Origin of the sequence: Cohnella zeiphila (genome assembly GCF_014212055.1) — a bacterium.
Lineage (GTDB): Bacteria > Bacillota > Bacilli > Paenibacillales > Paenibacillaceae > Cohnella > Cohnella zeiphila.
Window position 1 is genome coordinate 17,797 of the sequence record NZ_JACJVO010000020.1, and the last position, 25,915, is coordinate 43,711.

The 25,915-nt window shown below is 58.7% G+C and carries 17 protein-coding genes; 14 read left to right on the plus strand and 3 right to left on the minus strand.

Features of this window, described 5'->3' with window-relative positions:
- The first annotated feature begins 21 nt into the window (after nucleotides 1-21).
- From H7C18_RS15925 to H7C18_RS15955, 8 genes are all read left to right on the plus strand, one after another.
- Nucleotides 22-1,008, plus strand: coding sequence for an ABC transporter permease (locus H7C18_RS15925; protein ID WP_185130080.1), 987 nt, complete (start codon nucleotides 22-24; stop codon nucleotides 1,006-1,008).
- 22 nt (nucleotides 1,009-1,030) lie between these two features.
- A complete protein-coding gene (locus H7C18_RS15930; RefSeq protein ID WP_185130081.1) occupies nucleotides 1,031-1,894 on the plus strand; it encodes an ABC transporter permease in 864 nt (287 codons plus the stop codon).
- Between the two features lie 168 nt (nucleotides 1,895-2,062).
- Nucleotides 2,063-3,064 carry an ABC transporter ATP-binding protein gene (locus H7C18_RS15935; RefSeq protein WP_185130082.1) on the plus strand — a complete coding sequence of 334 codons (1,002 nt, stop codon included), beginning with the start codon at nucleotides 2,063-2,065 and terminating at the stop codon, nucleotides 3,062-3,064.
- Nucleotides 3,036-3,986, plus strand: coding sequence for an oligopeptide/dipeptide ABC transporter ATP-binding protein (locus tag H7C18_RS15940; protein WP_185130083.1), 951 nt, complete (start codon nucleotides 3,036-3,038; stop codon nucleotides 3,984-3,986). The genes H7C18_RS15935 and H7C18_RS15940 overlap by 29 nt, the downstream gene beginning before the upstream one ends.
- 43 nt (nucleotides 3,987-4,029) lie before the next feature.
- Nucleotides 4,030-4,161 (plus strand): hypothetical protein, encoded by a 132-nt coding sequence (locus tag H7C18_RS35530; RefSeq protein WP_273386761.1) that lies wholly within the window; start codon nucleotides 4,030-4,032, stop codon nucleotides 4,159-4,161.
- A complete protein-coding gene (locus H7C18_RS15945; RefSeq protein ID WP_185130084.1) occupies nucleotides 4,158-5,648 on the plus strand; it encodes a sulfatase-like hydrolase/transferase in 1,491 nt (496 codons plus the stop codon). The genes H7C18_RS35530 and H7C18_RS15945 overlap by 4 nt, the downstream gene beginning before the upstream one ends.
- A gap of 108 nt (nucleotides 5,649-5,756) precedes the next feature.
- On the plus strand, nucleotides 5,757-6,899 hold the full coding sequence (locus H7C18_RS15950) for a tyrosine-protein phosphatase (RefSeq protein ID WP_185130085.1): 1,143 nt from the start codon (nucleotides 5,757-5,759) through the stop codon (nucleotides 6,897-6,899).
- 243 nt (nucleotides 6,900-7,142) lie between these two features.
- The gene (locus tag H7C18_RS15955; protein WP_185130086.1) at nucleotides 7,143-7,832 is read left to right on the plus strand and encodes a hypothetical protein; all 690 of its coding nucleotides are present in this window, start codon (nucleotides 7,143-7,145) and stop codon (nucleotides 7,830-7,832) included.
- Nucleotides 7,833-8,200: 368 nt separating this feature from the next.
- Here the strand turns inward: H7C18_RS15955 and H7C18_RS35755 are convergent, their stop codons facing one another.
- Complete coding sequence (locus H7C18_RS35755) at nucleotides 8,201-10,465, minus strand: helix-turn-helix domain-containing protein (protein ID WP_185130087.1); 2,265 nt, start codon at nucleotides 10,463-10,465, stop codon at nucleotides 8,201-8,203.
- A 293-nt stretch (nucleotides 10,466-10,758) separates the two neighbouring features.
- Between H7C18_RS35755 and H7C18_RS15965 the strand changes: the two genes are divergently transcribed.
- From H7C18_RS15965 to H7C18_RS15985, 5 genes are all read left to right on the plus strand, one after another.
- A complete protein-coding gene (locus H7C18_RS15965; RefSeq protein WP_238357732.1) occupies nucleotides 10,759-11,676 on the plus strand; it encodes an ABC transporter permease in 918 nt (305 codons plus the stop codon).
- Nucleotides 11,677-11,692: 16 nt separating this feature from the next.
- The gene (locus H7C18_RS15970) at nucleotides 11,693-12,562 is read left to right on the plus strand and encodes a carbohydrate ABC transporter permease (protein WP_185130089.1); all 870 of its coding nucleotides are present in this window, start codon (nucleotides 11,693-11,695) and stop codon (nucleotides 12,560-12,562) included.
- 30 nt (nucleotides 12,563-12,592) lie between these two features.
- Entirely contained in the window at nucleotides 12,593-14,200 is a 1,608-nt protein-coding gene (locus H7C18_RS15975; protein ID WP_238357733.1) for an extracellular solute-binding protein, read from the plus strand.
- A gap of 100 nt (nucleotides 14,201-14,300) precedes the next feature.
- Nucleotides 14,301-16,856 carry an Ig-like domain-containing protein gene (locus tag H7C18_RS15980; RefSeq protein WP_238357743.1) on the plus strand — a complete coding sequence of 852 codons (2,556 nt, stop codon included), beginning with the start codon at nucleotides 14,301-14,303 and terminating at the stop codon, nucleotides 16,854-16,856.
- 19 nt (nucleotides 16,857-16,875) lie between these two features.
- Nucleotides 16,876-18,732 carry a glycoside hydrolase family 20 zincin-like fold domain-containing protein gene (locus H7C18_RS15985; RefSeq protein ID WP_185130091.1) on the plus strand — a complete coding sequence of 619 codons (1,857 nt, stop codon included), beginning with the start codon at nucleotides 16,876-16,878 and terminating at the stop codon, nucleotides 18,730-18,732.
- A 55-nt stretch (nucleotides 18,733-18,787) separates the two neighbouring features.
- Here H7C18_RS15985 and H7C18_RS15990 read toward each other — a convergent pair whose 3' ends face one another.
- The gene (locus H7C18_RS15990) at nucleotides 18,788-20,431 is read right to left on the minus strand and encodes a carbohydrate-binding family 9-like protein (RefSeq protein ID WP_185130092.1); all 1,644 of its coding nucleotides are present in this window, start codon (nucleotides 20,429-20,431) and stop codon (nucleotides 18,788-18,790) included.
- Between the two features lie 583 nt (nucleotides 20,432-21,014).
- Between H7C18_RS15990 and H7C18_RS16000 the strand changes: the two genes are divergently transcribed.
- Nucleotides 21,015-25,256: an OmpL47-type beta-barrel domain-containing protein gene (locus H7C18_RS16000; RefSeq protein WP_185130094.1), complete on the plus strand. Its 4,242-nt coding sequence runs from the start codon at nucleotides 21,015-21,017 to the stop codon at nucleotides 25,254-25,256.
- Nucleotides 25,257-25,350: 94 nt separating this feature from the next.
- On the opposite strand, the gene H7C18_RS16005 is transcribed toward H7C18_RS16000, so the two are convergent.
- Complete coding sequence (locus tag H7C18_RS16005) at nucleotides 25,351-25,527, minus strand: YjfB family protein (RefSeq protein WP_185130095.1); 177 nt, start codon at nucleotides 25,525-25,527, stop codon at nucleotides 25,351-25,353.
- Nucleotides 25,528-25,915: the final 388 nt, after the last annotated feature.

Sequence of the window (25,915 nt, forward strand, 5' to 3'; positions counted from 1 at the left end):
CACGGGAAGGAGGAAGCGAAGTTGCGCTACAATTCCGTTTATCTGCTGAACCGGATCGGGTTCTCGCTCGTCACGCTGTTCGTGGCGGCGACGCTGAACTTCCTGCTGCCGCGGCTCATGGGCGGCGATCCGGCCAGCGCCCTGGCTTCCGACAAGGCGCTCGGCTCGCAACAGGTGGCCGACGCGCTCAAGGCCCAGTTCGGGCTGGACAATCCGAGCCTGCTCTACCAATACGGCCAATATTTGAAGCAGCTGCTGCACGGCAACCTGGGCATCTCCTACGCCAATTACCCCTCGCCCGTCATTGACGTGATAGGGAAGGCCTTGCCCTGGACGCTGGGTACGGTGCTCACCGCCACGCTGCTCAGCTATTTGGTCGGCTGGCTGATCGGCATTCGGGGAGCGTGGAAGTCGGGCTCTTTTTTCGATCAATCGACGCTGTTCTCGGCATTCTTCCTCAATTCGGTGCCGTTCTTCTGGATCGCCATCATCTTCATCATGATCTTCTCGTTCTACCTGGGCTGGTTCCCGCTCGGTCAGGCGGTGGACCCGACGTACGGCGCGATGTCGGCGATGGAGAAGGTCCGCTCGGTGCTGTACCACGCGATTCTGCCCGTGTTCACGCTCATCATCGCTTCGCTGGCGGGACACATTCTCGTGCTGCGCAACAACCTGATGCGCGTGCTGTCTGAGGATTACATGCTGCTCGCGAAGGCCAAGGGCCTCAAGGCGTCCCGGCGAAAATACGCCTACGGCGCCCGCAACGCGCTGCTCCCCTCGTTCACGGGGCTGATGACGTCGCTCGGCCACGTGATCGGAGGGGCGATTACGACCGAAATCGTGTTCTCTTATCCCGGGGTCGGGCTGGTGACGTTCAACGCGATTCTGAACCACGATTACCCGCTGATTCAGGGCGCGTTCCTGTGCATCGCCGTATCGGTCATCGTCTGCAACCTGATCGCGGACCTGCTCTATCCGCTGATCGATCCGCGGGTGGCGCTCGGCTGACTTTTCCAAGGAGGTTCCCGACATGACGATCTTAAGGCGCGCCGCCGGCGCGATCCGCACCGCATTCCCGGGGGCGAAGGGCATGATCGGATTGGCGATTCTGCTGGCGTTCACGGCGATCGCGCTGCTGGGCTCGCTGCTGGCGCCGTATCCGAAAAACTACATCGAATTCGAGCCATGGTTGGCGCCTTCCATGCACCATTGGTTAGGCACGGACAGCTACGGGCAGGACGTGCTCAGCCAGATGATCTACGGCACGCGCACCTCGTTCTGGGTCGGCGTCATCGCGGGCCTCATCACGACCGTCATCGGCGTGGCGGTCGGCATTATATCCGGCTTCAAAGGAGGCTGGGTCGAAGAGGCGCTGATGCGCGTGGTGGATCTTCTGCTCATCATCCCGACGCTGGCGCTCATGATCATCCTCGCTTCTTTTCTGCCCTCCATGGGCGTAACGAGCACGATTCTGATCATCGGCTGCTTGAGCTGGCTGTATATGGCACGGAGCATCCGCAGCCAGACGATGGCCGAGCGGCAGAGCGGGTACGTGGAAGCCGCGCGGATGGTCGGCATGAAAGACACGGAAATCATGTTCCGCGAAATTCTGCCCAACATCGTTCCGGTCATTCTGGCCAACCTGGTGCTCGTCACGACGCAGGCGGTGCTGGCCGAGGCCGGGCTCAGCTTCCTCGGGCTCGGCGATCCGACGAACGTCAGCTGGGGCACCATCCTGGCGCTCGCCAACGCCAACAACGCCGTGCTGTTCCACGCCTGGTGGTGGATTCTGCCGCCGGGACTGGCGATCGCGCTGTTCTGCTTCGGCTTCATTCTGATCGGCAACGGCATTCTGGAGAAATACCGCGCCAACCGGGGGAACGCCGCACTCTGATATGCCCCCAAAAGTGAAGCTAAGCTTCGAAGCGAATTCCGATTACTTTTGGGGGAGCCCCCGAGAGAGACCCCCAAAAGTGACGCGAAGCTTCGAAGCGAATTCCGATTACTTTTGGGGGAGCCCCCGAGAGAGACCCCAAAAGTGAAGTGAAAAGGAGGGATCCCATTGTCGGCATTGTTGGAAGTTCGCGAGCTGTCCGTCGAATATCCGTCGGCCAGAGGAGTCGTCAAGGCGGTAGACCGGATCAGCTTTACGATCGGCCGGGGCGAGATTTTCGGCTTGGCCGGCGAGTCGGGCTGCGGCAAATCGACGACGGCGTTCGGCATCTGCCGCCTGCTGCGCCCTCCCGCCCGGCTCGCGGGCGGAAGCGTGCGCCTTGATGGCGTCGAGCTGACCGCGCTGCCGGAGGACGAGTTCGACAAGCTGCGCTGGGCCAAGCTGTCGATCGTTCTGCAGAGCGCCATGAACAACCTGAATCCGGTCATGACGATCCGCAAGCAGCTGACCGACGCGATTCTGGCCCACGAGCCGGATGCGGCCTCCGCGGCCGACGCGCGGGCGGCAGAGCTGATGAAGCTGGTCGACCTTCCGGCCGACCGGCTGAACAGCTATCCGCACGAGCTGTCCGGCGGCATGCGCCAGCGCGTCGTCATCGCCATGGCGATGGCGTTGAAGCCGAGCCTTGTCATTATGGACGAACCGACGACGGCGCTTGACGTCGTCGTGCAGCACGGCATTATCCGCAAAATGATGGAGCTGCAGAGAAGGTTCGGCTTTTCGATCCTGTTCATTACCCACGATCTGCCTTTGATGCTTCAGATGTGCGACCGGATCGGCATCATGTACGCGGGCAAGCTGGTCGAGACCGCGCCGGCTTCGCGAATTTTAAAAGAGCCGAAGCATCCGTATACGCAGGGGCTGCTCGACTCGTTCCCCGCGCTGTCCGGGGAGAAGCGAAGGCTGACGGGCATTCCGGGCCATCCGCCCGATCTGATCCGTCCGCCTGCAGGCTGCCGCTTTCAGCCCCGTTGCCGCCGCGCGATGCCGCCGTGCCTGAGCGTGGAACCCGCGCTGCTGCCGGATCGCGACGGACTCGGGAAGGTCGCCTGCCATTTATACGGCGAGGAGGAGGGAGCCCGTGAGCAAGCCTCTGCTGCAAGCGAATGAACTTAACAAAACGTTCGGTTCCCGCGGCTTGTTCCGCAAGACGTCGTTTCAAGCCGTCCGGGACGTCAGCTTTACGCTGGAACAGGGCGAGGTGCTCGCGATCGTCGGGGAATCGGGCAGCGGCAAAAGCACGATCGCCCGCATGCTGACGCACCTGCTTCCCCCGACCGCGGGAAACGTCAGCTACAACGGGGAGTCGCTAAGAGATAACAAAGCGCTTCGGCGGTCGCTGCCGACGTTCGTGCAGATGATTTTCCAGGACCCGTTCGCGGCGCTCAACCCCCATCACACGATCGGCTACATTGTCGGCAGGCCGCTTCAGGTGCAGAAGCGCCGGAAGGGAGATCCTCGTCCGCGCGTGCTGGAGCTGCTGACCAAGGTCGGGCTGACGCCGGCCGAAGATTTTATCGACAAGTACCCGTACCAGTTGTCCGGCGGCCAGAAGCAGCGTGTCGTCATCGCCAAGGTGCTGGGGCTGTCCCCGAGCGTCATCGTCGCCGACGAACCGACGTCGATGCTGGATGTCTCGATCGGCGTCGACATCATGAATCTGCTGCTCGATCTGCGGGAGCGGGAGCGGCTGTCGCTCATCCTGATCACGCACAATCTCGGCAGCGCGCGCTATATGGCGGACCGAATTCTGGTCATGTACGCGGGGCAGATCGTCGAGTCCGGACCGTCGGAGGAGCTGATCCGGGAGCCGCGGCATCCGTATACGAGGCTGCTGCTTCAGTCTTCTCCCGACCCTTGGCGGGAAGAGGCGGACGCGATGGAGGCCATCGAGCCTACCGGGCCGCCGCCGCAGACGGGCTGCAGCTTCCGGCTGCGCTGCCCGTTCGCATCGGATCGATGCGCCGCGGAGTCGCCTGCGTTGAAGGAGCCGGAGACGGGGCGGTTCGTGCGCTGCCATCTGTTCGAATAGAGAGCCGGCTGTCCGACTGCGAGGATGGGAAAGGAGACTTCCGATGAAAGATGAACCTTATTTCGACGCTCCCGCTCGGCCTTTCGCGGAGGAGCGCCCGGAGCCGGCGAGACGGCTGGAAAAAGATTTGAGGCGGTGGTACTCTTCTTTAAGAGAGGAGGCTGCCAAAGCGTGAAAGCCATTCTGCTAATGTTCGATTCGCTCAATCGGCACATGCTGCCGCCGTACGGCTGCGATTGGGTTCATGCGCCAAATTTCGCCCGTCTGGCGGAGCGAAGCGTCACTTTTGACAACAACTGGGTCGGCAGTATGCCTTGCATGCCGGCCCGTCGGGATTTGCATACGGGGCGCTACAATTTTCTGCACCGAAGCTGGGGGCCGCTCGAGCCGTTCGACGATTCGCTTCCGGCGGTGCTTCGGCAAGCGGGCGTTTACTCGCATCTGACGAGCGATCACTATCATTACTGGGAGCCCGGCGGCGCCACGTATCACAGCCAGTACAATACGTGGGACTTCGTCCGCGGGCAGGAAGGCGATCCGTGGAAAGGGGAGGTCGGGGAGCCCGACATTCCGGAGCATGTCGGAAGCTTCGACGGCTTCCGCGGCGCCTTGTTCCGTCAGGATTGGATCAACCGCAAGCATATGGCGACCGAGGAGCTTCATCCGCAGCGGGAGACGTTCACCCGCGGAATCGAGTTCATGCGTGCCAACGCCGGGGAAGACCGGTGGCTGCTGCAGCTCGAAGCGTTCGATCCGCACGAGCCGTTTTTCTCGCCGGAGGCTTACAAGGAGCTGTACCCGCACGAATACAAAGGCCGCCACTTCGACTGGCCGCCTTACGCTCCGGTGCGGGAGACGCGGGAGGAAGCCGAGCACTGCAAGTACGAATACGCGGCGCTGCTCAGCATGTGCGACGCTTCGCTCGGCCGGGTGCTGGATACGATGGACGAGCTCGACCTGTGGAAGGACACGATGCTCATCGTGACGACCGATCACGGCTTCCTGCTCGGCGAGCACGATTGGTGGGCGAAGAACGTCATGCCGTTCTACAACGAGATCGCGCGCACGCCGCTGTTCCAATGGGACCCGCGGAACCGCCGCCGGGGCGAGCGCTGCGGCCGGCTCACGCAATTCATCGATTTGGCGCCGACGCTGCTGGAGTTTTTCGGAGTCGAGACTCCCGCCGATATGCGGGGCATCCCGCTCCGGACGGCCGTCGAGGCCGAGGAGCCCGCGCGCGAAGCCGTGCTGTTCGGCATTCACGGCGCGCACGTCAACTGCACCGACGGCCGATACGTCTACATGCGGGCGCCGGTTCGCGCGGACAATACGCCGCTGTTCGACTATACGCTGATGCCGGCCCGCATGGCTTCCCTATTCAAGCCGGAAGAGCTGCGGCAGTTGGAGTTGGCGGAGCCTTTTCCGTTCACAAAAGGCGTTCGAACGCTAAAAATACCCGCAGCCCCGGCGGCTCACAACCCGGCGCACCGGTTCGGCACCTTGCTGTTCGATCTGGCGGCCGATCCCGGCCAGCTTCAGCCGCTTCAAGACGAAGCCGCCGAAGCCCGCATGCTCGGCCTCATGACCGATCTCATGCATCTCCATGACTCCCCGCCCGAACAGTTCGAGCGCTTGGGCATGAGGATTGAAGCAAAAGTTTAACGAATCGCCGAATTAACATTCCGTTAACCCGAGTTTGACCGACTCCGAACACTCCTCCTCGAAAATAAGGACGTTAGCGTTAAAGAGACGGAACGAAGAGGAAGTTCGATGAGTTGGAGAAGAACGGTCACGTTGGGTGCTGCGCTGCTGACGGTCGCATCCCCATTGGCGGGGACTGCCGCCGCGGCGGGCAAATCGGCGGTTCAGGCTACGGCGGCGACAGCCGTCCGGCAGGGAACGTTTACGGATGCCGGCGCAGAGCGGCTGGCCGACGGAAGGCTGGTGATTCGTTGGCATGCAAGCGCCGATCTCGGTCCGGCCAAGGTATACTGGAGCGCCGACCCCGAAGGCCATTGGCAGGAGCTGGCCCGCACGTATGCGAAGTACAACGGCTATGTCACGGCGGATCCGAACCCGGGCGGCCGCGTCTACTTCCTGATCAAGGGCGGCAACGGCGCTGCGGTCAAGACGGCCGAGCGCAAGCTTCCGCTCAAAGGCGCGACGAACTTCCGCGACCTTGGAGGCTACCGGACCGCGGACGGCAAGACGGTGAAGTGGGGCAAGCTGTTCCGTTCGGACGAACTGGCCGGACTGACTGCCGCCGACATCTCGTATTTGCAGAAAAGCGGGCTGAAAACGGACGTCGACTACCGTACCGGCAGCGAAGTCAAGAGCAAGCCCGACCCGACGATCGCCGGCGTGAAATACGTGGCCGATCCGGTGTTCTCCGATTCCGATTCCGCCGGGGGCACGGACCTGATCTCGTACTTGGCTTCCGGCCAGTTCGACAAGCTGGGCGAGCCCGGCGACGCGCTGATCGACGGCAACAAGAGCATGGTGGACAGCCCGTCGGCATTCGGCAAGCTGTTCGACCTCATCCTTGACTCGAGCACGAACGCGCTCGTGCAGCACTGCACCGCCGGCAAAGACCGGACGGGCATCGGCTCGGCGCTCATCCTGCTGGCGCTTGGCGTCCCGAAGGAGACGGTCGTGCAGGACTATCTGCTCAGCAACGTATACCGCGCGGAATACAACAAGGCGGCGGTGAACGCGATGGTATCGCAGTTCAAGCTGACCGATCCGAAAGCGATCGAGATCGTTCAGGCGCTGATGGACGTTCGCAAAGAGTACATCGAGGCGGCGTTCGACGAAATGGACAGCAAATACGGCTCGATCCAAGGCTTCCTGGAGAAAGGCCTCGGCCTGACGGCAGCGGAGCAAGCGAAGCTGAAGCGGCTTTATCTGGAATAGACCGAGCAGGCGATAGGAGGCAGTCCGCGAAACAGGCGGCTGTCTTTTTTTGCGTATAGGCCGGTTGGGATCGTTTTAGGTGAAAAGTCGCAATTTTCTTCCGCTGAAATAAAGGAAAAGTCTTCTTTGCGTAGAATCATCCATTCATGCGGAATCATGGCGAATTTTGACAACGGATTCATTTGAAGTAATAGAGGGGCCAAAAAACAGAAAGAGTCGGCAAGAGGAACGGAGGAATTGCAGATGGAGTCGAGGTTGAATTTGGAATTGAAAAAAGCCCGCCGCGGTTCGGTAGTGCTCAATTATTTTTTGGTGGCGCTCTACCCGCTATCGCTCCTGCACTTGATTCAATTTTTGAAGTCAAACCGTCGGAACGATTATTTGCGAGGGCGCAGCTACGATATATTGTCCGTTCATCTGGGCGGAATCGCCACGGCCGCGTTTATTGTGATGGGCTCGAGCGGCGACAGCAGAAACGGACTGGTTATGTTCTTCTCGTTTCTCTTTTTGACCGCGTTTCCGTTGCTGATCGTTTTTCGCATTTGCGGAACGGTCGCCCGGAAAAGACGAGTCGCGCAGCTCCAAGAATATTTCCGCTTGGTGATGGGGCCGGATCAAATGAGATCTCCCGCGCAGATTGCCCGGGCAACCGGGCGCGATCCCATGCAAGTGCTGGGGGCGCTGGAATTTATGATGGGTGTCGGCGCTCTTCCCTTTATTCAATTGCAAGGGGAGAACGAAGGCAGAGAAGACGATAAGGTTGAGGTAAACGTAAAAGTCGAATTGAAATACAAGGATGATGGAGGAGAGACGGAAGGAGAGGGGAAATCCGTCCCCGTCGCGGTCAAATGCTCCGGGTGCGGGTATACGACGAAGGTGAACCGGAACGAATCGACGACCTGCCAATACTGCGGATCTCCGATCGTTGCCTGAATTCGGATTTAGACGCCATGCTGGAGACAACCATTGACCGATGGGTGTCTTCTTTTTTTTGTTCCTCTTCCCGCTTTACTTCGAAATCCCGCTCGCTCAGGATGCGATCAACCGTCTGCTTTTTCGTCCTTAACTTCGAAATCCCCGACGCTCAGGAAGCGGCTCGCAAGGGATCGATCGAGCGTGAATCTGCGATGCAGGATGGTTCCTTTTCAACAGATCGTCTTTGTCCGTCAGCTGCCTGAGGGAAAGGGATTTCGAACATAAGCGAAAAAAAGAGAGATGGCGGCAAGCGTGTCCCAAATATTGGAAAATCCTGCTCTCCCTGAACGAAAGGGATTTCGACGGAGTCCAGTCTGCCTCCCGCCCTAGATCGCCTTGCTGGAGCCGGCATACAGCTTGCGGTACTCGCCCGGAGTGACGCCGGAGCAGCGCTTGAACATGCGGATGAAGGAGTTGACGTTCTGGTAGCCGACGAGACCGGCCACGTCCTGGATGCGCAGCTCCAGGTTCATCAACAGCTCCTTCGCCCGATTGATTCGGAGCTCGTTCAAATAGTCGCTGAAGTTGGTTCCGGTCTTCTCCTTGAAGTAGCCGGATAAATATCCCGGCGTCAGGTTCAGCTTGTCCGCGACGGAATCCAGGTTGACGTCTTCGCAGAAGTGGGTTTCCAGGTATTCGGCGACAAAGGAGGCGATCGGATCTTTCGCTTCGTTTTTCTCCGCAATGGCGGCAAGCGCGGGGCGGATGAGCTCCCGAAGCCACTCCTGGTACTGCCTTACGGAATAAAATCGGCTCAGGGGCTCGAAGGACGGGAAGCGGCCGCCTTCCATGAGGACGTGCAGGCTCAGGCTCAGCTTGGCCAACGTTTTCTCGGCCTGCTCCGCGACGCCCCGCGCAAAATCCTGAAATTCTCCGACCGCCGCGTCCCTCCGCTTCAACGACCCAAGCTGCCGGTCGATCCATTCGAATACGGCCGTTTCGTTGCCCGCCAGAATCAGCGTGGGCAGCTCCTCTCCCGGAATCAGCTTCAGGCGTCCCGGCCTGGCGGGGAAAGCTCCCGATACCGTCAAGATTTGCGTCTCTCCGTTCAAGCTCCGCTCTTTGAGTAAAACAGACAAGCGATTGTAGGCCTCCGTATAGGAGGTCGACGCCGTATAAACCGGACTTGCGGCGATCGTCAGGTACAGATAATCGTCCGCGCGAAGCAGCTGCTTCAGCGTATCGAGCGTTTGCAGAATCTCGTCTTGCGAGCCCGGCTGGAAAAGGAGCGACAGAAGCCGGTTCTGCTCGAGCTGCAGCGTTACGCCGTCGGCGGGGGAGAACAGGCTGTGGATGAGCTTGTGCAGCAGCAGCGTTTCGGCCTCGTATTCCTGCTCCGGGTTTTTGAAGCTGATCTCGTAGAGAACGGCGGCATAAGGCTTATCGGCCTGAATCTCTTCCAGATCCGCCAGGTTCGGGTTCATCGGAATGTTCTTTACCTTATTGGTATAGGCGTACTGGCGCACCAGCGTGTTTTTCGTATCGAGATCCGTGCGAATGCGCTCGTTCGTCTGCAGGATGCGGCTCATGCCGTCCCTCAGAAGGGCATATTCCCGAATGTTGCTTGTCGGCAGCTCCGAGGCCGAATCGCGCTCCAGCATCGCGATGATCCGGCGCAGCGGATTGTTGAGCCGGAGGCTGGAGAAGACCGAGGCGAACAGGCTGATCAGCACCGCGGCGACGAGCAGGGACACCAGCAGCAGGTTCAGCTTCATCATTTCGGAATTGATGCTGGCGATCGGGACGACGCGGACATACGTAAAGCCGGTAACGGCTCCTTTCGTATAGAAGTAATACTGATCGCCGCTCCTCTGGTGAAGCGTTCCTTCCTTGAAAGAGGCCGGTACCTGTACCTCCGCTTGAGGCCGGGAGGAGAAAACCGGTTTCCCTTCCCCGTCCAAAATGTAGAACGACGATTCGCCCGATCGGCCGTATGCGGAATACAGCTGCTGCGGATTCACCATGAGAAGGCCGTACACGTTCTCATACGGCACCGCCTTGAACAATATCGGCATCAGCTGCCCGAGCGGACGGTCGTAGCTCATCGTTTTCTCGGAGAAGGCGGCGGCGGGCAGAATCTGCATAAAGGAATGGCCGGCCGAGATCCGGTCCCAGTAATCGAACGGATACGTCTCGCTGGAATAGTAGCGGGTGAACATGTCCTCGATGCTGCTGGTCCCTTCCTTTTCCAGCACGTAGCCGGCATCCCGAAAGACGAGAATGAAGTTGTCGAGATGAAGAAACGGATTGGTATAAAGCGCAGCCAGGTCGTCCTTGACTTCGGGAATGATGTCATAGCGCCGGTTGTCCTTGACATGGTTCAGAATTTCGAGGTTGACGGTCCATCGGTCGGATTGGGCGAGGGAGAGAAGCATGTTCTGCATCATCTGAAAATGATTCTCGTAGCTGTCGACCGTCTGCTTCATGCCGAGCTCGTTGTAACGGACGATCTCGTGATAGAGCTTCCTGCTCAAATAGAGGTAGGCGAACAGATTGAACGAAGCCAGCAGGACGATGACGCTGAGGAAGCCGATCATCAGCTTGACGAACAACGTATTAAAGGAAAGCTTGAATCCGGCTTGTTTTCTCACGATAAGATGGCCCCCTCGGAACACAGCCTCAAGTCATCTATTTTACATTCCTCTAATAAATCCATCATACCGTTTGGTGCCGGAAACGAACAATATGCACTTTTGCAGATTCATATTCAATTGTTCCGCTATCCGCTCAAATGGCGATCGATGCTATGATGTGAAGATTTATTTCTCGAAAATGGCTGATTATAATGCGAGTACACCGGTTTCGAGAGGATGCGGGAAGTTCATGGTATTTTAGAGTTACTTATTGTTACATGGATTTTACTTCAAGTCAAGGAGACGTGCGTATGGCTTCTTCGTCGTCCAGGTTCAGGCGAATCTGGCAAAACAACATCTACTTATGGCTTCTGTTCCTGCCCTGCCTTCTCTATTATCTCATTTTCCGATACGCGCCGATGTTCGGGCTCGTGATCACGTTCAAGGACTACAACCTGTTCCGAGGGGTCTGGGGCAGCCCGTGGGTGGGCTTGAAGTATTACCGGCTGTTTCTGAACAATCCGGATTTCTGGCCGCTGATGAAGAATACCTTTCTTCTCGGCTTCTATAAGCTGGTTTTCGGCTTTCCGGCTCCGATCCTGTTGGCTCTGCTTCTGAACGAGCTGCGGAAGGCGACGATGAAACGGTTCGTGCAGACGGTAAGCTATCTGCCGCACTTCATCTCCAACGTTATCGTCGCCAGCATGGTGATCATGTTCCTGTCCCCGTCTGGGGGTCTGATCAACAACATGATCGAGTGGTTCGGCTTCAAGCCGATCAACTTCATGAACGAGCCGGGAATGTTTCGGGGCATCTACGTGGTCTCGGAAATCTGGCAGCATATCGGCTGGGAGACGATCATTTATCTGGCGGCGCTGACCGCGGTCGACCCGCAGCTGTACGAAGCCGCGAGCATCGACGGGGCCAGCCGGATGCGGAAGATCTGGCACGTCACGCTGCCCGGCATCTCGCCGGCGATCGTGATCACGCTCATTCTGAATATCGGCCAGGTGCTGGAGATCGGATTCGAGAAGGTGTATCTGATGCAAAATCCGGCTATCTACGATACGGCGGACATTATCAGCACCTACGTTTACCGGGTCGGGATGGAGCAAGGGAATTTCAGCTACGGATCGGCGATCGATCTGTTCATGGGCATCATCTGCTTCATCTTTATCTACGGCGCCAACTGGATCAGCCGGCGCGCCAGCGAGACCAGCCTATGGTGAGAGGAGCCGACCGATCATGAGAGAGCCGAAGCTGAGCCTATTCTCAATCGTCAGCGCCATTATATTGACGATCGTTGTCGCGGCGACGCTGTATCCGTTCGTACACATGCTGGCCGTATCGCTCAGCGGCGACGTCTATGTGATGAAGAATGAAGTGAACATTTGGCCGAAAGGGTTCAACTGGAGGATGTACGATCTGGTGCTTGGGGATCCGAAAATCTGGACTTCGTACAAAAATACGATCGTTTACACTTTGTTGGGGACCGCCATCTCGCTTGCGGTTACGTCCACGGGAGCCTATGCGCTCTCGCGCGCCCAAATGGCGTTCCGCGGGCCCCTGACGATGCTGATCGTGTTTACGATGTTTTTCAGCGGAGGCATGATTCCTACCTTTCTGGTCGTCCGGTCGCTGGGCCTGGTGGACACGATCTGGGGGATGGTGCTTCCCGGCGCCGCCAGCACGTGGAACCTGATCCTGATGCGGACGTTCTTCTCCGGCATCCCGAAGGAGCTGGAGGAGTCCGGCCGCATGGACGGCCTGAACGACATCGGCATTTTCCTTCGCATCATGGTCCCGCTGTCGAAGGCATCCTTCGCCACCATCGCCCTTTTTTATGCCGTGGGCTTATGGAACAACTTTCTTTATCCGCTCCTGTACTTGCGCACGCCGGACCTGTTCCCCTTGCAGGTGCTGCTCCGGAATCTCGTGCTCGCCGGCAGCGCAAGTTCGGGAGATGTGACCCGGATCGGAGGTGATAACCTTGTCGTTGAAGAATCGTTGAAGTATGCCACCATCATGGTATCCACGCTTCCGATTCTGATCGTCTATCCTTTCGTGCAGAAGTACTTTGTCAAGGGGGCGATGATTGGGGCGGTCAAAGGCTGACAGCAAAAAAAACAAGAGGAGCTGAGCGATTTGAGAAAGAATCTGAAAACGTACGCCGGGCTTGCACTGACTCCCATCCTGACGGCGGCCTTGCTGGCCGCTTGCGGCGGGAATTCGAATAACGGCGAACCGTCTTCCGGAGCAAACGCATCGCCGAGCGCATCGCCGAGCGCCGCGCCTTCCTCCTCCGGAAGCGTGCAGGAAGCGTCCGCGCTGCCGAGCAAGACGTTCAAGGCGCTGCTCGACAATAATGCGACCTTCCCGTATTCGAAGGACTGGCCGATCTGGAAATGGATCAAAGACAAGACGGGGGTCACGCTCGACGTGCAAACCCCTTCCGGCAAGCTGAGCGATTCCCTGAATCTGGCGGTCGCGTCCAACGCGATGCCCGACCTCATGTATATGCCCAATCGCCAGGAGTCCAACAAATTCGGCCAGCAGGGAGCGCTCGTGGACATTCTGAAGTATGTCGACGAAATGCCGAACCTGAAGGCGTGGATGGAGAAGTATCCGGACGAAGCGAAGGCCGCGCTGTCCGCGGACGGGAAAATGTACATGTTCCCGAACCAGGGCTTCGGCGAGACAAACCGGATGATCTGGATGTACCGGAAAGACGTGTTCGATAAGGAAGGCATTCAAGTTCCGACCACTTACGACGAACTGTATCAGGCGCTGAAAACGCTGAAAGCAAAGTATCCGGACAGCTACCCGCTCTCGATCCGCTACGGGCAAATCCCGGACGAGATGAACATGAACATGACGGTGAACTTCGGGACGGGCGAAGGGGCTTACTACGATTTCGACAAGAAGGAATGGCGCTACGGTCCGATCGAGGACAATTACAAGGCGATGGTCGAGACCTGGAAAAAGTTCTATGACGACGGCCTCATTCCGCCGGACTTCCTCTCCCTTCAGACGAAGCAGTGGCAGGACATGATGTCCACCGGCAAATCGTTCGTGACGATCGATTACATCAGCCGCATCGACTTCTTCAATAATGCCATGCAGCAGGAAAACCCGGACTTCAACATGCAGTTCTTGCCGCCTCCGGCCGGCATTCCGGGCGGCAAACAGCTGAATCCGTACTTCCACTATCTCGAAGGCGGCTTGACGGTGGCCTCCACCTCCAAGCAAATCGACGACATCATGAAGTACATGGATTTCTTCTATTCGGAAGAAGGCCGCACGCTGGCCAGCTGGGGCGTGGAGGGCGAATCGTACGAGAAGAGCGGCGATACGCTCAAGTTCTTGCCGAAGTATACGGACATCACGGAGACGCGGAAGGAGACCGGCCTGCAGACGAGCGGCACCTACACGTGGATCGACTTCGATTCCGATCTGTCGCTGTTCTCCGAGAGCCTCAAGAACGCCTATACCGAAGCAACCAAGTACGATCCGCCGGCGATGCAGCCGCGCCCGGCTTTCACGGAGCAGGAGAACGAAGTCATCTCGCTGACCGGCCAGGCGATCAAGAAGCACCGGGACGAGAGCTTCGCCAAATTCGTCACCGGCTCGAGAAGCTTAAGCGAGTGGGACAAGTATGTCGAAGAAATGAAGAACCTCGGCGTGGACAAGCTTCTGGACACGTACAAAACGGCCTACGATCGCGTTCAAAAAGTGGAACTGAACGTGAAGTGAGTCGGCAAGAGCGGGCGCCTCTTGAGAGAGGGGCGCTCGCGTATCGGAGGTTTTATTGGATAACAACATCTAATCGAAAGGATGGGTTATCGTGAACGGAATGGCGCGTTTATTCAAGCGGCGGCAGGGGATTGCGCTTATCCTGTCGCTGCTGCTTCTGGTGGCCGGCTTCGCCATGTCTCCGTCCCGCGCCCATGCGGAGTCGGCGATTACGCTGGATTCTCCGGCGGCGGGAGCCGCGGTCTCCGGAGGCATCGTTCAAGTGAGCGGTACGTATTCGGGCGTCTATGATGTCGTTCTTTATATTAATGGCACCGACCAGGAGCCGGTGCGAATGGACGATCCGGATGGGGACGATGCCGGAACATGGTCGTACGAGCTGGACGCCTCCGCTTATAACGGAGGCATCGAATTGACCGCGCGGGGGCTCGATACGGCTACCCGTTACGGGGTGTGGAGCCCTACCGTCGCTCTGCAGGTCGACAATCCGTCCGCTTCGGTCCCCGAGGTGACCATCACGAGCCCGGCGGAAGGCGTATCTTTAAGAGGGATGGTATGGGTGGAGGTTCAGGCGGCATCCGCGCTCCCCGTCTCGCATGTGCAAATTCGGCTGAATCACGGCGAATGGCAGGAGGCCAAGCGCAGCGGAACCAAGTACGTGTACGGCTGGAATACGGCGCAAGTCGGCAATCGGACGGTCAGCCTGGAGGCCCGCGCTTCGAACGCTGCAGGACGATACGGCTACAGCTCCACTGTCTATGCCAAGGTAGGCCAGGGAACGAACGAACCTTTTCGCATGCAGAATCAGGACCGGGCGATGTGGGTCTGGGAGCCGGAGAGCTACAAGCTGCTGCTGAATCCGGGCTCGAGATCGGTGCTGGAAAGCTTCGTCCGCGACACGCAGACGTTCGGTTCCGATCCGGTCACGACCCTTTACCTGGCGGTCGGAAGCTATGCCGGCTATGAGGCGCTGGAAGGGCAGGCCGGACAGCTCAAGTCGTTCATCCGCTGGGCGCACGGCAAGAACCTGCAGGTGTATGCGCTCATCGCCGGGGGCACGACTCCGCCTTATATGGGCGCTTACGAGCGTTATCATCCGCTTGCGGTGCGCGAGATCGAGCAGATCATCAACTATAATCTGGCCGCCGCGACCGACGAGAAGTTCGACGGCGTCAACGTCGATATCGAGCCGTATATTTCCCCGGATTTCAAGGATCCGAGCAAGTTTTTGCAGACGGAGTACCTGGACGTTCTCCAAAAGATGATCGATCGCCGCGACGCCGCCGGCATCAATCTTCCGTTCGGTCCGGCTATTCCCAAATGGTTCGATTCTTCGGACCAAGGGGCGGACATTGCCTGGAACGGCTCGACCAAGTGGCTGTCCGAGCATATACAGGACATAACGGACTATATCTCGATCATGGACTACCGGGATACGGCGGACGGCGGGGCGGGCATCATCGCCGGGGCGCAAGGAGAAATCGCGTATGCCGAGCGGATCGGCAAGCCGAACTCCGTCGTCATCGGCGTGGAGACATCGGATATCGCCGACAGCGGCGATCCGGAGACGATTACGTTCCAGGAAGAAGGGCGCGGGCAGCTGGAGACCGAGCTGGACAAAGTGTATGCGGCCTTCGGCGCGAGCAGCGCGTTCGGCGGCATCGCCGTTCATCACTACGATTCCTATCGGACGCTGCCTTCTTTCTGGGGCGAAGGGAGCGTGGCCTGGACGCCGCCGGCCGACACGGAAGCGCCTTCCGCCGTTCGGAGCGGACCGGTCGCCGCGGCTGTCGACTATCAGACGGTGAACCTCGGCTACGGCATGGCGACCGACAATTCCGAGGTCGACCGCTATATCATCTACCGCGGCACGACGCCGGGATTTACTCCCACTGCGGCTAATATCGCCGGCTTGTCCCGAAGCCTTTCCTTCCAGGATACCGGGCTTTTGCCGAACACGACTTACTACTACAAGGTTGCCGCCCGCGACCTTCGGGGCAATATCGGACCCGTCTCCGCCGAAGCGTCGGCGACGACGGGAAATACGGATTTGCTTCCGTTGATCGTAAAAGGAATGAATGTCGGCTATGCGTCGACGAAAGCTTCCGTGAAGCTGACGGTAGCCGACTACGCAACGGGAGAACCGCTGGTCGGCGCGTCCGCGGAAGGACGCTTCACGTATTCCGGCGGCCGTTACGCTGCCGGGAAGACAGGCCCGGACGGAACGGTCTCGCTGGATTCGGAGGGCATTCCCGCGGGCCGGCAAATCGGATTCGAGCCTCGCCGGATCGTCGTCCCTGGCTATTACCACGCCAGCGCCTACGATCAGCCGTACACGACAGCGCTTGTTCCCTTTACGGGACTGAGCGGCTTGTCGGCCAGCGCGGGGACTTGGGACGCGCCGTTCGAAACCGGCAGAACGCGGTACACTCTAACGGTTCCCGCCTCGGTGAACGAACTCGCCGTCACGCCGGTCGCCGTCAGCGGCTCGAGCGTCGTCACGGTGAACGGTTCGCCGACCGCAAGCGGCACGGCTTCGGTCCCGGTCTCGATCGGCACCGGCCCGGCGGCGGTGAATATCCTCGTTTACAACGCGGACGGCACGACGGATGCTTACCAATTGCAGGTAGCCAGAAGCGAATCGGCGAACAGCTAACGACAGGAGGACATCAAGCATGCTGCCAACGATACCGCAAGCGAAGCTCTTCGAATCCATCGGCGGAGCGGCGGCGTTCAGGCCGGGCCGGAATCCGCGGGTGACGCTGATCGCGGAACAGGACGATCCTCGGCTGGAACGGCATTGCCGCCGCGCGTTTCCCGGCATGGAGTACCGTGAAGAAACCGGGGAGACGGGATTTGTGCTGCGAATCGAAACCGCGCCGGATGAGGGGATCACGGCGGAGAAGGAACCGGGTCGCGAGGGAACAGAGAGCCGCGAGGCTTCCGTGCGGGCCGAGGAGAAGGCTGCGGCTGAGACGCTCGCCGGCCGGAAGGAAGGCTACCGGTTGCGCGTGCTCGGCAACGAGGCGGTCATCCGGGCGGCGGATGCGGCCGGTCTGTTTTACGGGCTGCAGACGCTGCTTCAACTGTTGGAGCAGGAAGCCGAGCTTCCCGCCTTCGCGATCACGGATTGGCCGGATACGGCGCTCCGCTGCATGAATTACGACCTTCGCCAGACCTACTCGAAGCCGGAGCGGCTGATCGCCTACCTGGCGGATTTCGCCCGCTTCAAGGTCAATGCGCTGCTGATCGAATACGAGGACAAGTTCCCGTTCGAGACCTATCCCGAGCTCGTCCATCCGAAGCACGCGCTGAGCAAGGAGCAGTTCGAGGAGCTGAAGCGGGCGGCCCGCGAGTATTTTATCGAGATCATCCCGCTTCAGCAGAGCTTCGGGCATCTGGAATACGTGCTGCGGCACGGCGCGTACAAGCATCTTCGGGAGACGGAGAAATCGACGGGCGAGCTTTGTCCCTCGCGGCCGGAATCGTACGAATTGGCGACCGGGCTGCTGGGGGAAATGATGGACCGGCACCCGGATTCGCGATATATCCATCTGGGCTGCGACGAAGTGTACAGCCTGTGCGAATGCGAGACTTGCCGGGAGAGATTCGAGGGCGTAAGGGAGCGGGCGTTCATTACGTTCCTGAACCGGCTGATCGAGTTTACGGCGAGCCGGGGCAGAACGCCGATCTTTTGGCACGATATGCTCGACAAATGTCCCGAAGAGGAGTTGAAGCGTCTCGACCCCCGCGGCGTCGCCATGATCTGGATCTACAACGGCCGCAATATCGAGCGGGACGTGACCGTCTTGACCGCCAAGTTCCGCACGCTTGGCATCGAGGTCATGGGGGCGCCCTCCGTCCGCAGCTTTGACTGGGCGGAGCACCAGAACTACCCGGTCATCGTCAATCGGGTGGACAATCTGCGGCAATGGGCGGAGACGGCGGGCAAGCTCGGGATCGGCTGTATGGTGGCGACCAATTGGACGGGGCCGTTCAGCCTCGGCGTCCCCTACGGTATTTTCGAAACGACATGGTATCCGATGCTCCTGCACGCGGATCTGGCGTGGAACAGGGGGAGCGATACGGAAGGGTACATCGACCGTTTTCTGCAAGTCTTTCACGGCATTCCTCCGGAAGTCGGGCACGGCAAGCTCGGGAATTACCGGATCGAGGATTACTACGACATCGTCTGGAAGCTTTCGGACGAGGTGCGCAAAAACCAGGAATACGCCGAGCTGATCGGCGCGATGCACGACTTTGAGAAGGCGACGGACCGCTCGCGGGCCATTCACAAGTATGCCTACCGCCAGGAGCTTTATCCCGGCGACGAAGCGGAACGGAGGTCGCTGCTCAACAACTACCAGCGCAACCACCGCAAAAGGGAAAGGGCGCGTCCGCGGATGCAGGCGGCACTGGAGCGGTTCCAGCCGGCCGATATGGCGGCGCACTTTCTGAAATCCCGTTTTTATCTGCACGACTACTTGGAGCGGACGCTCTATCGGGAACTGGGAATGAACATGGACGAATAGAAGAAGGCGGAGCGGGAAGAGCGCGGCATCCCGTTCCGCCTTTTTCGCAATTGCGTCAGCCCAGGACCAGCGTGCCGAAATCCTCGCTGCGGTGGAAGTCCGGAACGTCCGATCGGACCTGCGACCAGCAGCCGTAGTGCGGAACCTGCGTCTCGTCGCCGCATTTGTAGAAGTTGCCCCGCATCGCCGCTCCGGTTCGAGGGACGAAGGAGGGAAAGAGCGAGGAGAGCCAACCAAGCGGAATGCGAAGCCGGGCCGTCCAATAGAGCTCTCCCGTATCCGGGTCCCGCAGACCGGCCGCCGTCTCGACGGGAACGACCGGACGGTCGGAAGGCCCCAAGTATAACCGGTCCTGCCGCCCCTTGCCGAGACCGACGAGCAGCGTTCCGGCCGCATTCATCTCGAAATTCAGGTAGCGGGCGTCCTCGGCCGGAGCGGGTTGGAGAAAAAATTCCACGCAGCTGTCCCGGTAAACCGGATCGTTCGGCCGGGTATACCGGATCAGCGGAGCCTCCTCGTAGACTCGGAAAACCAGTCGAAGCTCTTCCTCCGTATACGACAGCGCGAACGTCACTTTCGGGCGGTAATCCGTCTGCATCCATAAATAATGCCGGATGGCCGTCCGGGAGCCGGCCTCGCCGTCCGGGCGGGTAGTCTTCGGAACGACGATTTGCTCTTGATCCGTTGAAGGCAGGTCCATCAAGCCGCTTACGAGCTCTTCCTGTCCGGAAAGATGAGAGCGAGACAGCGCCTCCAGCACCTCGATGACGTGGCGGGAGTATTCCATCGTGCACGCCGGAGGGCGACCCGTCTCGATGTACTGCATCAGATCCTCGAGCTGCAGCAGGAACGGATCGGCGCTCTCCGGCAGTTCCAGCGGTTCGTACGGACCTCCCCGGCTGATCTGCAAGCCTCGTCCCGTCTCCAGGCGCAGCATCCCCTTCGTGAAAATCAGCTCCGTATAATGGGCCGGAGCTCCCTTATAGCCCGACTGCACGATCGTCGCAGGCAGATTGTTTTGCAGCCGCAGATAAGCGATCATGCTGCCTTCCGCATCCCCGCGCCCGCCATGGTGGCTCAAGCTCCCGGCAACCGAGGAAGCTTGGCTTCCGGCCAGCCACATGATCTTGTCGATCGAGTGGGACCCGAGATTGAACGCGATGCCGCCTCCGGACAGCTCCTTGCGGAAAAACCAGTCCGGCCGGCCGTTCGCGTAGTAATCCGTGTGGCGAACGTCATGAGCCATGACCAGCTCTCCCAGAGCTCCCTCTTCGATCAGCCGTTTCGCCGCTAGGTTCTCCCGGATATAGCGCTGGGTATGTCCGACCAGCAATCGCACCCGGTTTCGCTTGACCGTCCCGATGATGAGGTCGCATTCCGATACGGTAAGCGCCATCGGCTTTTCCAGCAGCACATGACAGCCCGCCTCCGCCGCGAAGCACGCGGCTTCCAAGTGAAGAAAATGGGGCAGGGCGATCACGACGATGTCCGGCTTCGTTTCCCGAATCATCTGTTTATAGTCGACATAGACCGCCGCGTTCCCGCCGTATCGGTCCGCCGCCGCTTGCGCGCGCTCTTGTGCCGTATCCGCGACGGCAACGGCCCGGGCGCGGCCGTTCGTCTCCTCCATCCGCTTGATCGCCGCCAAATGCCGGTCGGCAATTCCTCCGCAGCCGGCGATCGCAATCCGATAGGTCATCTTCCATCCTCCGTGTCCATCGATTCTTCTTCGGCTTGTTCCGGACCGACGCCCGTTGTTCGCCGCCGCAAGGCTCCCTTTCAGCTTATCATAGGGGATCGGCCGAGCCTATCGGCATGTTTTCCGATTCTTATGCAAGATTGGGGACGCGCGCCGAAAAAACGAAAGAGACGGCCGCGAACAAACGCTTACCTATGTCATTTGGACCTTTTACGGAGATTTGGACTCTCTTTTAGAACAAAAGACGGGATTATGGACTTCCTGATCGGGTATTGGCACGGATAGAATCGGTAATGAGAATTCCCTCGGGCAACCGGTGATGCAGATAGAACGTTTTTTGCCGACGCATCGGCACTGAACGGACGGGCACTGCGATTCCGTACGGAAACGGTTTCGCTCATAACGCGGAGATTCCGGAAGGAGGAACGGAGCTGCCATCTCCAAGTTATGATTTTTATAAGAAAGGCGCATGGCCGAAAGGGTATGGAGCGAAAACAAAAAGGAGGAAGAGTTGATGAAGGAAACATTTTTCGGAAGCGGCTCATTACAAATTGGTAAGCGCTTACCCAAAATTAGTTTGATCATGCTGGCAAGCGCAATCCTGCTATCGGCTTTTGTTTTTGTAAGCGAACCCGCTCATGCGTCTCCGACCGTTTATTATGTGGCGAAAAACGGAAACGACAGCTGGAACGGAACTTCCGCGGACTTTGTATCCGGATCTACCGGACCCTTCCTGACGATTCAGAAATGCGCGAGCATCGCGGCTCCCGGAGATACGTGCGCCGTTCGCGGAGGGGTTTACCGGGAAACGGTCAAGCCGGTCGGCTCCGGTACGTCCGCGGCTCCAATCACTTTCCAGCCGTATCAAAATGAAAGCGTGACGATCGACGGAACGGATATCGTGACGTCCGAGTGGACGCTGAAAAGCGGCAGTACCGACATCTATCAAACGAACATCGCTCTGAACCCGGCTCTGTTCGCCAATCAATTGTTCGTGGACGGCAGCATGATGACGCAGGCCCGCTGGCCCAACACGAGCGGTCAACTGATGTATCCGACTTTGGCGGTAGCCGAGGCGAATACGACGACAACCGGGACCGCAACCGAGACGGTCTACGATTCCCACTTGCCGAATCTGGATTTGACGGGCACGAAGGTGTGGATTTTGGGGGGCGCTCAATTTACGGCTCATTCCGGCACGATCTCGGCGAGTTCGCCCGGCTCCTTCACGTTCAATCAGCCGATGGCCGGTTGCGCGAGTCTGTGCTCGAAGGAAGGCAGCCGATATTTCCTGTTCGGATCGCTCTCCTTCCTCGATGCGCCGTCCGAATTCCAATATGAGAGCGACACGCAAACGCTCTACTTGCAGACGCCCGACAATACCGATCCGTCCACGCATACGGTTCAAGTCAAGCAGCGCCAATACGGGTTCGATCTTGCCGGACGTTCTTTTATCCAAATCAAAGGCTTCCGTTTGTTCGCGACGACGATATTCACGAACGGCGACAGCAAAAACAATGTGATCGACGGCATCGATGCGGAATATCCCTCTCATTATATGGAGATTCCCGACGATCCGAAGAACGGTCCTTACGGTTCGCATAATTACGATACGGGAATCATTATGGACGGGTTGACGAACACGCTCAAAAACAGCACGATCGCCTACAGTGCGGGCAATGGAGTTGCGCAGATCGGCCGGTTTAACGTCATTACGAACAATCTGATTCACGACGTCGATTATTCGGGAACCTACAATGCGCCTATCCGGTTCCTGGGGGCCGGGGTCGACGTGACCGCTACGTACAACACGATGTATAATACCGGCCGCGACGGAATGATCGGCGGAGGACTGCGCAATCGGGTCGCGTATAACAACATCTACAATTATGGATTGATCGACAAAGATTTGGGAGGCTTCTACACGTGCTGCGGCGCCACGCTCGGAACCGGATCCAGCATCGACCACAACTGGGTTCATGACGACAAATCCGGCGGCGGCGTCGGCATCTATATCGACAACGGAGCGTCGCAGTTTTTGATCCATCATAACGTGTCGTGGAACAACAACGGCGCAGGCATGATCTTAAACGGCTTGACGACCGGCAAAAGCCAAGGCAATAAAGTTTACAACAATACGCTCGCAGGCGGCCAAACGAAAAGCATCGCTTCCGCGGGAGTCGTCGACTCGACGGGCACCGTCGTGCAAAACAATATTTTCCGCGGACCGACGGATCCGATGCCTGGCGGATCGATGTTCCTTAACAATCTGGCTCCTCCCGCCAATCCGTTATTCGTAGACGAGACCGCTTCCAATTTCCATTTGCAGTCCGGTTCGGCCGCCATTAACGCAGGAGCGGTCATACCGGGCATCACGGATGGCTACAGCGGCTCGGCGCCGGATCAAGGCGCTTATGAATTCGGGCAGTACGATTGGGTCCCGGGGTGCAACTTCAACGGCTACGGAAGCTCGTGCAGCCCGACGAATAAGGTTTCGAATCCCGGCTTCGAACAAGGAACGACCGGGTGGCATGCGGCCGGAGGCTCGATCACGACCGCTGCGGATTCCCATAGCGGAACGTCTTCGCTGAAGGTATACAACCGCACCGGCGCATCCAACAGCGCAAGACAAAATCTGCCGATCGAAAACGGCAAAACGTACACGTTTTCCGCCTATACGAAATTGGGCTCCGGAACCGATTCGGCCTACCTGGTGCTTGAAGTCGTAAGCGGCGGCCAAACGTCCTGGATTCAGCTGGCTTCGAACCCGATCAATTCGACGTCATGGACGCAACTGTCTCGCACCTATACGTTTAATCTGGCAGCTCCGATTACCGCCGCCAATCTTTATGTCCAGACAGGCACCTCGCTCGCGGATTTGTATGTGGACGACATGTTCGCGGATGAATTCAAAACGAGATTGACCCCTCCCGGCCTGTACGTGGACAAAACGAAGCTGAACACCGCGATAACCACGGCGCAGACGCTTTATGACGGAGCGGTGGAAGGAAGCGAGCCCGGCCAGTATCCCGCAGGCTCCAAAGCGGAATTGCTGTCCGCCATCCAGGAAGCGCAGACGGTTGCAGCCGATGCGAATGCGACGGAGGATGCGGTCGACGGCGCAGTGCGCACCTTGAATACCGAAATAACCGCATTCAGATCGTCCCGCAATTTGGACGCTACCGTGATCGTCGATGTGAATGACATGATCGCCGACCAAGCGGGCTGGGATGCCGACCCGGGCAGCTTGAGTTTTTCCGACGACAGCCTCGTTTTTACGCCGACGACGGCTCGGACGGTTTTCGGCTATACGGGAGCCAAAATCAAGCATAACGAGATTTTGCAGTTTAAGGCGAAGCTCGATACGTCCAACGGCCTGCAGGCTTTCGGCATCCGCGCGACCAATACGAACAAGGTGGCATGGGACTCGAACAGCCAGTACTTGATCGTGGTCAAGTCGGGGACCGTTGAAGTGCAGAAGTGGTACGGCGGCAATCTGATCGTGGAGAGCATTCCGAATACGTTTCTGCAAAGCGGCATATGGCATACGGTCCAACTGGGAGCTATCGATACGCACGAAGGCGTTCAAGTGATCATGAACGTGGACGGGACCGAGGTCGTCAACTGGACGGACACGAACAATCCGATCCAGGATGAAGGGTATTTCGAGGTTTACGGGTCGACAACGCAGTCGCCGATCGCGATAGGGAGTATCGAATCGCCCGATACGACGGCGCCCGTGACGACGGCGGCACTGTCTCCGGCGCAGCCGGACGGACAAAACGGCTGGTATGTCCAGCCGGTCACCGTCACGTTGACGGCGGAGGACGACAAGTCGGGGGCGGCGGGAAGCGAGTATAGTTTGGACAACGGGACAACCTGGCAGCCTTATGAGAGCCCGTTCACGGTCGATCAAGAAGGTCAGAACGTCATCCGCTATCGCTCGACGGATGCCGCGGGCAACGTGGAGGAAGCCCAGACGTTAACCCTTCCGATCGATCGAACGGCGCCGACGGCGGAAGTCGGTTACAGCGCCGTGACGCCAACCTCCGGCAGCGTGGTCGCGACGATCACGCCGAGCGAGAATGTAACGGTCACCAACAACGGAGGCTCTGACAGCTATACGTTCCAAAGCAACGGCAGCTTTACGTTCGAATTCGTAGACCAAGCCGGCAATCCGGGGACGGCTACGGCGACGGTGTCGAACATTGCGGCCAAAAGCGCGGGCGTGCCGGGAAAACCGATCCTGTCGAGCGATAACGGGTACGATACGGGAATTCTGGACGGGAGCTATACGGTAACCATGAATATGTGGTGGGGCAATAACGGCGACGTCTATAAGCTGTACGAAAACGATGTGCTGATCGATACGCAAACGCTGACCGACGATTCGCCGAACGCTCAATCCGCCGTCAAGTCCGTAAGCGGCAGGAAAAACGGCATTTACCGATACGATGCCGAGCTTACCAACGCTTACGGTACAACGAGAAGCGACGATCTGACCGTAAACGTTACGCAAGCGGAGCCGACCCAACCGGTTCTCTCCAATGACAATTGGGACGGCGACGGAAACTTCAACGTGAACATGAATATGTGGTGGGGCACGAACGGCGCGACCTACCGCCTGTACGAGAACGGCGTGCTGATCGATACGCAAACGCTCGCCGGCCAAACGCCGCAGGCACAATCGGCCGCAACGGCGATCGTCGACCGGCCGGCAGGCGTATACGAGTATCGGTGCGAGATCGAGAACGAGGCAGGTTCGACTTCCAGCGAAGTCATGGTTGTTCATGTGAACGAATCTGCGGCACCGCAGCAAATGTAGAACAGAGTCATTTAGCCCGGTACAGAGGAGCTGCTCAGAGGCAGCTCCTCTCCTTGGCATAGTTCGAATAAAGCGACCGTTTCCGGGGGATCGGTTACGCCCGAACGTCGAGTCGCGTCCCTAGGTTCGGATCGAGACTTCCGGCGATCATCTGAACCAGATTTTGTCCTTGCTGCTTCGTTTGATCGTTCGCCATCGCCAGAACGGCAACCCCGAACGCCTGGGCTGTTTTTTGCTGGCTAAGGGCCGTGGAAAGAGCGGCGATATCCAATGGGCAGCACCTCCTGACCCTGTTATCGGCTAGCGAGCCGAAAATCATGAAGCGGTCATGCGGGTGGCCGGTCCTTAAGTCTGCAACCTTCTCGCCAGGCGCGCTTCGCCTTCCCGAACAGCCGTTTCCTTTTTCTCAAAAGCCTGCGTTCGTGCAGGTTTTTGAGGGGCGCGGGCGGCTATTGAGGGCGGGAACGGCTATTGAGGTCGCGAGCGGCTTTTAGAGTCAAAAGCCTGCGTTTGTGCAGGCTTTTTGGGGCGGGAGCGGCTTTCGGCATCAAAAGCCTGCGATTCTGCATCTTTTTCCGCTTCAAACTTGCGATCCGGCTGGCCGGCCCTCCAAAGCCTGCACATTTGCAGGCTTTTTCGCTCATATGCCGCTTTCTTAC